The organism is Micromonospora sp. NPDC047753, from assembly GCF_040642735.1.
Classification (GTDB): Bacteria; Actinomycetota; Actinomycetes; order Mycobacteriales; family Micromonosporaceae; genus Micromonospora.
Window position 1 is genome coordinate 1 of record NZ_JBEYSL010000207.1, and the last position, 11,053, is coordinate 11,053.

General features: G+C 70.4%; 10 protein-coding genes. 3 read left to right on the plus strand and 7 right to left on the minus strand.

What is annotated here, in order from left to right:
* On the minus strand, positions 1 to 460 hold a 460-nt coding region (locus ABZ749_RS18515), incomplete at its 3' end, for an MFS transporter (protein WP_357229281.1).
* Between the two features lie 29 nt (positions 461 to 489).
* On the minus strand, positions 490 to 1,134 hold the full coding sequence (locus ABZ749_RS18520) for a hemerythrin domain-containing protein (protein ID WP_357229283.1): 645 nt from the start codon (positions 1,132 to 1,134) through the stop codon (positions 490 to 492).
* A 103-nt stretch (positions 1,135 to 1,237) separates the two neighbouring features.
* Between ABZ749_RS18520 and ABZ749_RS18525 the strand changes: the two genes are divergently transcribed.
* On the plus strand, positions 1,238 to 1,708 hold the full coding sequence (locus ABZ749_RS18525; protein ID WP_357229286.1) for a MarR family transcriptional regulator: 471 nt from the start codon (positions 1,238 to 1,240) through the stop codon (positions 1,706 to 1,708).
* A 108-nt stretch (positions 1,709 to 1,816) separates the two neighbouring features.
* On the plus strand, positions 1,817 to 2,173 hold the full coding sequence (locus tag ABZ749_RS18530) for a nuclear transport factor 2 family protein (protein WP_357229289.1): 357 nt from the start codon (positions 1,817 to 1,819) through the stop codon (positions 2,171 to 2,173).
* 150 nt (positions 2,174 to 2,323) lie between these two features.
* Here ABZ749_RS18530 and ABZ749_RS18535 read toward each other — a convergent pair whose 3' ends face one another.
* The 4 genes from ABZ749_RS18535 to ABZ749_RS18550 all read right to left on the minus strand — a co-directional run bounded on the left by ABZ749_RS18535 (position 2,324) and on the right by ABZ749_RS18550 (position 8,565).
* A complete protein-coding gene (locus tag ABZ749_RS18535; protein WP_357229292.1) occupies positions 2,324 to 3,175 on the minus strand; it encodes an NAD(P)-binding domain-containing protein in 852 nt (283 codons plus the stop codon).
* Between the two features lie 94 nt (positions 3,176 to 3,269).
* The gene (gene wrbA, locus ABZ749_RS18540) at positions 3,270 to 3,902 is read right to left on the minus strand and encodes an NAD(P)H:quinone oxidoreductase (RefSeq protein WP_357229295.1); all 633 of its coding nucleotides are present in this window, start codon (positions 3,900 to 3,902) and stop codon (positions 3,270 to 3,272) included.
* Between the two features lie 49 nt (positions 3,903 to 3,951).
* Positions 3,952 to 7,224, minus strand: coding sequence for a BTAD domain-containing putative transcriptional regulator (locus tag ABZ749_RS18545; RefSeq protein WP_357229298.1), 3,273 nt, complete (start codon positions 7,222 to 7,224; stop codon positions 3,952 to 3,954).
* Positions 7,225 to 7,248: 24 nt separating this feature from the next.
* Complete coding sequence (locus ABZ749_RS18550; RefSeq protein WP_357229307.1) at positions 7,249 to 8,565, minus strand: transposase; 1,317 nt, start codon at positions 8,563 to 8,565, stop codon at positions 7,249 to 7,251.
* Positions 8,566 to 8,877: 312 nt separating this feature from the next.
* Between ABZ749_RS18550 and ABZ749_RS18555 the strand changes: the two genes are divergently transcribed.
* Entirely contained in the window at positions 8,878 to 10,101 is a 1,224-nt protein-coding gene (locus ABZ749_RS18555; protein ID WP_357229301.1) for an MFS transporter, read from the plus strand.
* Between the two features lie 99 nt (positions 10,102 to 10,200).
* On the opposite strand, the gene ABZ749_RS18560 is transcribed toward ABZ749_RS18555, so the two are convergent.
* Positions 10,201 to 10,914, minus strand: coding sequence for a zinc-binding dehydrogenase (locus ABZ749_RS18560; protein WP_357229304.1), 714 nt, complete (start codon positions 10,912 to 10,914; stop codon positions 10,201 to 10,203).
* Positions 10,915 to 11,053: the final 139 nt, after the last annotated feature.

Consider the following 11,053-nt stretch of genomic DNA (forward strand, 5'->3'; position numbering starts at 1 on the left):
CCCTCGCGGACCAGGCCGACGCCGGCCCAGAGGTTCGGTGCGACGGTGAGGCCGTCGGTGCGGCCGGCGTTGCGATGGCGGCGCCGACGCCCTGCAGCACCCGGGCGGCGATGAGGACGGTGCCGGACCAGGCGAAGCCACCCAGCAGTGAGGCGACGGTGAACAGGACCAGGCCGATCCGGAAGACCCGCCGTCGACCGAACAGGTCACCGGCTCGGCCACCGGCTAGCAGGAGACCGCCGAAGGCGAGCGCGTACGCGGTGATCACCCAGTTGAGGTCGGCGGTGGCCATCCCCAGTGCCCGCTGGATGCTCGGCAGGGCCACGTTCGTAATGGTGTTGTCCAGCACGAGCATCAGCTGGGCGGCCGCGATGACCAGCAGTGCGAGGCCGAGTCGTGGTGGTGGGCCCGTTTCCGGCTCCACCGCCAGCGAGGCCTTCGATTCTTCGTAGACAGGCATTGATTGTCTCCAGAGTCGGCGTTTGCGGATCAGCGAATGCGGGGGTTCCAGGGGCGGAGGTCGAGGTACCCGGCCCGCCACTCGGTGGCGTACGCCCTCTTGATCTCCTCCGGCATGCGGCCGAGGATGGCGGCGACGGTCTCCGGCGATGCCCCCTGGAGCAGCCAGGGCAGGTAACGCGCGGAGTCCGCGCCGACACGGTTCCGGTGGTCCTGACCGAACGCCGCCCACTGCCCCGGGGTGAGCACCGACTCGATGAGGCGCAGGCCCTCGTCCTCCTCGTGCCGCAGGTGCCCGGCGACGCTCAGATAGAGGGCGTCGACCACGTCGCCGAGGCGCTGCGGCCCGGACTCCCGATCGGCGATGGCGGCGTCCACGGCGTCGAGCAGCGGATCGATTGCCGCGTGTTCCGCCTCCATGGCGTCGAGCAGTGCCCTGTCCGGCTGGTCGGCCAGCCGGGTCTCCATCGGGCCCCAGACCGCGACGTCCTCGGAGGTGTGGTGCACCCGGAGGAACGACTTGAACATCTCCCAGCCGACCGCCGCACGCAGGATCTGCCGTGGATCGTCGTCGGTGGTGGCGGAGACCCGGGCCAGCTGGGCCAGGTCTCGGCGCAGGGCGTCGTGCACCGCGAACATCATGGTCATGTCGAGGGTGTGGGTGGCCTCGCTCATGGTTCGTCACCTCGCGATCAGTTGATTCATTGGTTGACCAAACGTTAGGACGACCAACGGTATCAAATCGTAGGTGCCACCAACAGACTGGTAGGATGGGTCCGTGGATCCATCCGTCCAGGACGAGACGCCGGCCCGACTCAGCAGCCTCACCAGCTGGTTGATGACGCAGACCGCCGCTCACGCGGGGCGGCTGGTCGCGGACGGGTTCGCCCGGGCCGGCGCGCGGGGCTACCACTACCGGGTACTGGCCTCGCTGGACGAGTTTGGTCCGGCCAGCCAGGCCGCGCTGGGGCGGCGAAGCGGCATCCACGTCAGCGACATCGTGGCGACGATCAACGAGCTGGCGCAGACCGGGCTGGTGGAGCGCATGCCTGACCAGGCCGACCGGCGGCGCAACGTCATCACCGTCACGCCGGCCGGCCGCCAGCGGCTGCACTGGCTCGACGAGCAGATCCTCGACATCCAGAACGATCTGCTTGCGCCATTGTCCGAAGACGAGCGCGCGGAGCTGCGGCGGCTGCTCGGTCGACTGCTGAGCCACCACCGGGCTGAAGCCAAGCAGGAGCCCTGAGCGCAACCCATCGGTCCGGGCGGTCCTCGGACGGCGCGAGCGCACGCCGCCGTTCTGCCGCGAGCGAACCCGCTTGTCTTGTTGGGGCCCGCTGCGGAGGATCGGTGGATGGATCTCCTCACCGCGGAACGGCAACTTCAGGCCGCCCAGCGCGCCGCTGACGTCGAGTCCCTCGACGCGCTACTGCACCCGCAGGTCGTGGGTGCCGGACCGGACGGCACGGTCTTTACGAAGGAAGACGACCTGGCCGGCTACCGCTCCGGTGCACTGCGGATCACCAGCCTGGTGGAGGAGTCACTCGACATCCAGGAAGACGGCCAGACCGGGGTGACTCGCATGGTCGCTGCGGTGGATGCCGTCCAGAGCGGTGCCGCCGTGTCCGCGCGGTTGCGCTACACCCGACTCTGGGTGCGTGAGGACGACCACTGGCGGGTGCTGGCCGCCACCTTCGTCCCGGTCCAGTGAGTCCGTCCACGAAGGACGAGAATGGAGTGCACGACCGCGGTGGCGAGGCGTGGTCACCAGCGCAGTTGAACGACCGGGCACTGGGCGCATGCCGGATGGCACGCGCCCAGCCCCAGTCAACGTCTCAGAACGGGTGCTGAGAGACCGCCATCAGGGCTTTGTCAGCAGCTCGAACAAGCTCGAGAACCCCTGAGCGCCGAAGCCGTCAGCGATCCGGCGGTTCATCAGGTCCCTGACCTCTCGCATCCGCACGGCTTCCACGCCAATGGACTCCCGATGGCTGATCATGTCGTCCATCAGGGCGGCCTGGACGTTGAGCGGGCCGAGATCCGGCGGGTACTCGCCGGCCTTGACCGCGTTGCCGATCGAGGTCAACAGCGGGGGCAGCGCGGCGACGGAGCTGGCGGCGCGCTCGGCGAACTCCGCTACGTCGACTCCTTCTGCCTGCACCAGCCTCAGGGTGTGCAGGAACCCGATGAGGATCTCGTAGCCCATCGCGACCTGCGCCATGAACTCAACGGCGGCCAAGCCGGCTTCTTCCCCGTGGTAGGTGACGGTGCCCAACTCCCCCAGCGTCGACCCGTGCGCATCGATGGCCGTGCGGGGACCACTGAACGACAACATGACGTGCGGCGTACCGACGTCTGCCGGATCTCCCATGATCTTGCCATCGAGGTAGGTGGCCCCGCGATCTCTCGCCCAGCGATCGTTGGCCCGTGCCTGGTGGGGAGAGCCACTGGTCAGGTTCACCAAGACCTTGCCCGCGACTGCGGCGTCCACGGAGGCGAGCACCTCGTCGACCGCCGCGCCGTCGAGCAGACACACCACGACGAGCGGGCTGGCGGCCGCGGCCTCCGCGGCGCTCGCGGCAGCCGTGGCGCCAGAGTCGACCATCGGCAGGGCCTTGCTCACGGTCCGGTTCCAGACCGTCGTACGGTGTCCGCGATCGATGAACGTCTTGGCGATCGCCGAGCCCATCTCGCCGAGACCGAGCACGGTCACCCGGCTGGCCTGTTCGGTCGGATCCGCGGTGGTTGCTGACAGCATGATTTTCTCGTTTCTACTCGGTGATTCGATTCGATGCGTCAGGTGGCTCCTACCCGAGGTGGCTCTCCGCGCGGACGGCGGCTGTCAGGCGGGTGAGGCGTGCGCCCTGGAAGCGGGCCGCCTCGAGGACGGCTCTGGCGTACTCCGGATCTCGGCCGGCGCGGCTCTCCACGAGACTGACGCCGTACGGGTTCCCGCCGGCGGCGTGCGCGGTGTCGTAGTTCAGGTAGCCCGTGGGCAGGATGACCGCCCCCCAATGGTGGAACGTCTGGTACAGGCTGAGCAGGGTCGACTCTTGGCCGCCGTGCTCCTCGTAACTGGCAGTGAAGCCGGTCGCCGGTTTGTCGGCCAGTTCCTCTGCCTGCCAGGGGGCGGTCGTGGTGTCGATGAATTGGCGCAGTTGAGAGCAGACGTTGCCAAAACGTGTCGGTGTGCCGAAGGCGTACCCGTCCGCCCACCGCAGGTCGTCCAGGGTGGCGAGCGCAACATCGGCGGTGGCGTCGAGGTGGGCACGCCACTGCGGCCTGGCATCGACGACCTGATCCGGTGCCAACTCCGCCACCCGGCGCAAGCGGACCTCCGCGCCGGCGTCGGCCGCTCCGTCCCTGAATGCCTGCGCGAGCCTGTGCACAGTGCCGGTGGCGGAGTAGTAGATGACGGCGATCCTGGCAGCGGTCTGCACGGTTACCTCCTGGGTCGGCTCGGTTCTCGGTCAACCGTGCCGAGCAGGCTTACCGTTCGCTGACCATCCCCTTACCGATGCCGTTGAAATCCTCTTTGTCCAAGTCGAGCTGTGCGCCGTGGCTCATCTCGGCAGCGAGCTCCTCGCTGCTCAGCGCCGTGCGGAGGCGAGAGGTGATGCGCTGGATGTCATGCTGCTCACCGGGGGGCAACGGCGCTCCGGCGCCCGCGCGAAGCGTGCGGGCCGCGCCGAGCAACCGTACGGCGAGGCGATGGTCACCGCCGAGGCTGGTCGCCCCGGCCAGGCCCTCAAGGGCCAGGGCGACAGCCCTGGGATCCCCGGTGGCGTGCGCCGCCCCGAGCGACTCTCGGTGGTGGCGCTCGGCGAGGACCGCATCGCCGCGGTGCTCCGCGATGAATCCCAACTCGGCAAGCGCAAGCGCGCAGCCGGGCAGGTAGCCGGCGTGCCGGTTCCAGTCGAGTAGGTCCCGCTGCTGGGTCTCGGCGGCGTCGAGGTCACCCCGGCGGCGAGCGATCATCGCCAGGCCCGTACCGGCGAAGGCGGCGGCGGACCGGCTCGACTGTTCCCGCGCGACCTGTAGCGCGCGGTCGTGGCAGGCGGCCGCCTCGTCGAGGTCGCCGCGCAACAGGGCGATCCGTCCGATGCACGCCAGCTGCCGGGACACCGACGTCCACAGCCGCAGATGTTCGGCGATGCGCAACGCCTCCCGGTACCGCATGGCTGCGCTGTCGTAGTCGCCGTTGATCTCGGCCAGGGTGCCCAACAGGCTCGTCGGATGCACCTGCCCCCAGCAGTCGCCGAGTTGCACGAACAGCGTCCGGCTGGTCTCGCAGTCACGCTGCACACCGGGCAGGTCGCTGCGGTGTACGAGCGCGAGGTCCGCCCGAGTGGCGCAGGCGGCAGCGATGCCCCACTGGTCGCCGTTGGCGCGGAACGTCGTCAGCGCCGCGTCGACCAGGGCGGCAGCCTCAGCCGGATCTCCGGAACCGAGCATCATGGAGGCGAACAACCACTGCGCGAACGCCTTCTCCGGCCCGTCGGCGTCCTGGTGGCAGTCGAGGATCCGTTGCCGGGGAGCGTTCGGGTCACCGTCACGGGTGGCCAGGGCGGTCAGCCACATATCCGCACGTCGCCGCTGGGCGTCCGATGCGACGTCGTCCGCACTTTTCGCGACGATGTCCAACGCCGTTCGCAGCGACCGGCGCATCTCTCCGAGCCGACCTCGGAGCAGCCGGTACCAGGCCAACGAGGTCGCGAGCGCCAGGCCCACGCGAGGCTGACCGTCGGTGGCGGCGACGTCGAGTGCCGCCCGCAGGTTGGCGTTTTCGGCGTCGAGTTCCCGTAGCGCGCGACTCTGGTCATGACCCCGCAGCCGCCCTGCGGCCTGCTCGGCGAGACGGACGAAACACGCGGCGTGACGGCGACGGGTCGCCGGGAGTTCGCCGGCACTGTCGAGCTGTTCGAGACCGTAGGCAGCCACCGTCTCCGGGAGCCGATAGCGTCGTGGACTCTCGCCGTGGCGCGTCAGGACCAGCGATCGGTCGATCAGTCGTGCCAGCGCATCGAGGACCTCGTCGGACGCCACTTGTCCGCCCGCGCACACCTGCTCGGCGGTAGCCAGGGTGGCACCGTCGGCGAAGACCGCCAGCCGGCTCAGCACCGTCCGTTCGCAGGGCGACAGCAACTCCCAACTCCAGTCAATCATGGCGCGAAGCCCCTGCTGACGAGGAGGCGCGGTACGCCGACCGGATGACAGCAGTCGGAAGCGATCGTCGAGCCGTGCCGCCAACTCGCCCGGGTCGAGAACGGGCAGTCGGGACGCGGCCAGTTCCAACGCCAGCGGTACGCCATCGAGACGCCGGCAGATGGTGGCGATCGTGTCCGTGTTCCGCTGATCGACGATGAAGCCCGGCTCGACGGCGCGGGCACGGATCTCGAAGAGTTGAACCGCGGGGGCCCGGGCGATCTGTTCCGCGGTCGCTCCCGGCTCCGGCAGCTCCAGCGGCGGCACCGGCAAGACGACCTCGCCCGGGATCCCGAGCGGTTCACGGCTCGTCGCCAGGATGCGCAGGTCGGCCGCAGCTCCCAGAAGACTCTCGGTCAGTTCAGCGATGGGAGTCACCACGTGGTCGCAGTTGTCGAGCAGCAGCAGCATCCGCCGGTCCCGGAGTGCGGCGAGCAGCCGATCCATCGGCTCACCTGGCCGATCACCGGGCAGACCGGCCGGGGCATCGTCGCGGATCTCAAGAGTCGCCGCCACCACGTCGAGAACTTCGGTAGAGGTCGCTTCGCCGTCGCAGTGCGGCTGGCCCGCCAGCTCCACGAGCCACACTCCGGCGGGGAACGTGTCGGCCAGCAGACGAGCGGCCTCCAGCGCCAACCTGCTCTTACCCACCCCACCCATTCCGGTGAGGGTCACCAGCCGCCCGTCCGTCAGCCGCTCCCGAACCGCCTCGACGGCCTCGTCACGCCCGATCAATCCGCCGTACGGACCAGGTGACAGAGGCGCCGGCAGGTTGGTTCGCACCGGAGACGACGGCGGTGCCGGCGGCTGCAGCGCGCGGTCCTGGCGCAGGATCGCCCGATGCAGGTCGGCCAACTCCTGACCGGGATCGATGCCGAGTTCATCACGCATCTGCCGACGGAACTGCTCGTAGGCGGACAGGGCTTCACGCTGGCGTCCCGAGCCATACAGGGCGCGCAGGTGCGCGGCCCGTAGCCGCTCGCGCCACGGGTGACGGGTGACCAGGTCGGCCAGCTCACCGGCGAGCAGGTGATGCTCACCGAGATCGAGCCGGGCCTCGGCCAACTCCTCCAACGCGGCCAGGCGCTGGTCGTCGAGCCGCTCGACCGCCTGACGGACGAACCGCTCGTCACCAAAGTCGGCGTACGGGGAGCCACGCCACAGCGACAGGGCCTCCGCCAGCTCCGCGGCCCGGCCAACTGGCTCCCGCTGCGCCCGCGAACGCGCCAACAGAGCCGCGAAGCGGCCAGCGTCGACCGACTCCGGCGAAATACGCAGCCGGTAGCCGGCATCACCGGACTCGACAAGCGCACGGCCACCCGCCTCACCCGACTCCAGCGCGCGACGCAACTGCGACACCTTGGCCTGGAGCGCACCGAGCGGGTTGCCCGGCGCCCGGTCACCCCAGAGATCCTCGATGAGCCGGTCGGAGGACACCGGATGCCCCTCATGGACCAACAGGTCAGCCAGGAGAGCCCGAACCTTCAGGCCGGGTACGGCGACGGGTCCGCCGTCGGGCGTCCACACCGCGATCTCGCCCAGCACCCCGAACCTCACCGCTTCACACTAGTGCTGTGACCACTAACGTTCACCGGGTTGTCGGTGGTGTTGTGCTTCCTCGCCCAGACGTTGTCGGAGCGAGCGACTCCCCACCGGTAGTGGGGCGGGCCTCAGCCGGCCAACCGACCCTGACACCGCTGGTGGGCGGCGTGGGTCACGCCGGGACAGCCCGGCACCGGGAAGGTGTCGGCCTGCTCGACGGTGCGTGATGTCCGCACCCATGTCGGGTGCGGTGGTGGTGACGCCGCCCGGGGTCCGGGTGGCGATGATGAACGCCGCGGCAACATCGCGATGCCCGACGAACCCGCAACTCCTGCACATCATGGTCCGCCCGTGGGGCTTGACCACTCTGCGCCGGCACACCGGGCAGGTCGACGACGTACCCCGCTCATCGACCAGATACACGGTGATCCCGGCCAGCTCCGCCTTGTCCTTCAGGACCGCGATCGCCCGGCCGAGTTGCCACTGCCGCAACCGCAGGTTGTGCCGCCGACCCGCCGGAAGATCGAGGACACCACGCGGGTCACCGACGGTCAGGGTCCCGACCCGGTGCTGCACTGCCCAGCCGATCACGGTCTTCGCGGCCTCGTGCCCGGCCTGCCGTACCCGACGCCGATGCCGCCCCTGGATCAGCCGAGCCCGCCGGCGGGTCTTGCGCCACCGCCGCGAACCCCGCTGGCCCCTCGTCGGCGCACGGGCGGCGGTCGCCCGGCGGCGGCCTTTCGTGTCGGCCAGGTGCTGACGGTGCTCGGCGCGGATCGCCCGCCCGGACACCAGCAACATCTGCCCGCCACCGGTTGCCACCGCGTACGGGTGAATGATGCCCAGGTCGACCCCGGCTACCCGCCCCCGCTGCGGCACCTGACCCGCAGGGTAGGTCGCGACCGGAAGCTCCGCGGTGACCTCGACCCACAACCGCCCCTGATCGAACACCAGCGTCACTGACCGCACCGCATCATGGGGGTAGGGAACCGCCCGGTCCAGGCGCACCACCAGCGGCGGGCTCCCGGCCGCAGTCGGCAACCGCAGCCGCCGTTCACTCAGACCGAACGTGCCGTGATACCAGCGGACCGGCATCAACGACCGTCGCCGCCGCGGATACCGCACCTCACCATGCCCCGCCCTGCGGCGGGCGGCAGCGCTGAACCACGCATCAGAATAGCGACGCAACACCGACCGGGCGCCGGTCGAGTCGAGCTCACCGAACGTGCCCGGACCAGACGCGGCGAGCAGTCGACACAACTCCTGATAGCTCGCGACCGGCCGATCGTGACGACGATGCCGCCAGCTGTTGTATTCCAATACACACGCCCAAAGATCCCCGGCCGCGCGGAGCAGGCCGAAGCAGCGTTGCCGCTACGCCCGGGTCAGACGCAGGCCGACCCGGGCGGTGCGATGCACCACCCGCGGCGCTCCTGAATCCCTACGTCTGGGCATACCCGAAGCCAACCACGAGGGTCTGACACAACCCGGCCAACGTTAGTGGACACAGCACTAGCCAGTCGGCTGTTCCGCCCGCGAAACGTCGATCGACAGCCGGCCCGCTCACCGGGACGTGGCGTCGACGCCACGGAGGCGAACGTCAGTTGACGAGCAGTCGGCGGTAAGCGACCCCGGCGAGGCTGAACCGAGCCGACACCGGAGGATGACATGGATTACCTACAGCGACACAGAACCGCCAACCGTCACGGGCAGGTCGCACCACGGCGGGTGGCCACGCCCTGGCTGGCCCTGCTGGCCGGTCCGCTGTCGTACGGGATCGCCGCGCCGGCCCTGCTGCTCGACGAGCTGGCACGCGCGACGGGCACCGGGGAACGGGCCGCGGCAGCCGGCGTGACCGCCTTCGGCTGGGGGATCGCGTTGGGTACGCCACTGCTGGCGGCGCTACTGGCCCGCCGCGGCGTACGGACGGCCCTGACCGCCTCGGCCGCGCTGCTGGCCGCGGGGACGATCCTCCTCGTGCTGGTGCCGACACTGCCGGCGTTGGTGGCCGGTGCGGCGGTGCAGGCACTGGGGTCCGCCGGCCTCAGCGTGACGGCCATGAAACTGGCTGATTCGCCTCGGCGGATGGGGGTGGTCGCCGCGTCGCTGGCGGTCGTGGGGGCCACCGGTCCGCTGACCGGCGCACTGGTAGCCGAACTCCTTTCGTGGCAGGCGGTGCTGGCGTTGCCCCTGCTGGCGGTGGCCGCCGTGCCTGCTGCCCGCCGCGACGCCACACCTCCGCACGCGGTGCCGGCGTCGTTCGATCCGCTCGGCATGGCTCTCCTTGCCATGCTGGTCACCGCGGCAGTTCTCACTCCGCACCGTCCACTGGTGGCCGGCCCGGTCACCGTCGCGCTGCTGGCGTTGCTCGTGGTCCGGACGAACGTTCGCCCCGACGGCTTTCTGCCCGCCGCAGTGGCGCGTAACGGCCGGTTCCTCACGGCGTGCGTGCTGGTCTTCACCGTGGGCCTGGTGAACTTCACCCTGCTCTACGCCGCCCCAGATCTGCTGCGAGAGCACGCGGGCTGGGACAGCACGCGGAGCGGAGTCGTGCTGCTGGCGCCGTACCTGCTCGGCGGCCTCTGCTCGGGTTTCCTGATCGCGGCGTCGGTGCGGGTGCCCCACCGCGTGACGGCCGCCGCATTGCTCGGCGGAGCCGTCGCCGCGCCGCTGCTGGCTGCGGTCGCCTCCGCCGTGCCGCTACTGCTGGTGGCAATGGCACTCGCGTCCCTTGCCGCCGCGACCGGCCAGGGCGTACTCGCCCTGCGAGCGACCGGCGTCGTGCCCGGCTCTCACAAGGCCGAAGCCCTGGGCCTGTTCAACCTTGCCTATCTGCTCAGTGTCGCGTTCGGTCCAGCGATCGCCGTGACGCTCTCGCATCAGGCCGGCTGAGATCCCGCCGCGTTCCGGCGCGGTGCCGGCAGGCCGCCACCGCGAAGACCGGCTGCTGCCGAGCCTCCGCTGCCATGGGCGCCGTCCTCGGTTCCCCCATCAGGCGTCGGGGACGAGAACGATCTTGCCCGTCGTTGCCCGCGCCTGTAGGGCGGCGTGCGCCGTGGCGGCCTGCGACAGGGGGAAAGTCTGGAAGGCGGGCACCAGATTACCGGCGGCGGCCTCCGCAAGCGCGCGGGCCTCGTCAACGGCCGCGTCCTGGCCCTCCAACAGCAGGGCCAGTGCGTCGGTGAAACGCACGCCACGCTCCTTCAGCTGTGCCTCCTCGGGACGGAACTCGTCCCGGGAGGCCGCGCCGATCGTGATGTAGCGTCCACCCTCGGCCAGCAGCCCGAAGGCGGCCCGCCCCTTGTCGCCCTCGACACCGTCCAGAACGACCGTAACGCCGCGTCCGCCCAGGGCGTCGCGGACGGTGCCCGCCCAGTCCGGCAGGTTGTAGTCGACAGCGAGATTGGCGCCCAGCTCTCGCACGGCCGCCGCCTTGGCCGGTCCGCCTGCCGCGCCGATGACCGTGGCGCCCAGACGGCGGGCGAACTGGACGACCAGACGGCCGATCCCACCGGCTGCGGACGTGACCAGGACGACGTCGCCAGAGGTGAGCTCCGCGATGTCGAGCAGGCCGATTGCGGTGGTGCCGGTCACCACCATCGTCACGGCTGCCTCGTACCCCAGTCCGGTTGGGATCCGGTGCAGAGACGAGACGTCGGCGACGGCGAGCTCGGCGTAGCCCCCCGGCCTGCCGTACGCGGTCACCACCTTGGCGCCAACCCAGCCCTCGTCCACGTCTGGCCCGATCGCCTCCGGGACGACCGGGGTGCCCAAGGCGGTGCTGCACTCGCACGCCAGCCTCTTCGCGGCCACCCGACACCTGCTCACCATGCCGCAGGCGCAG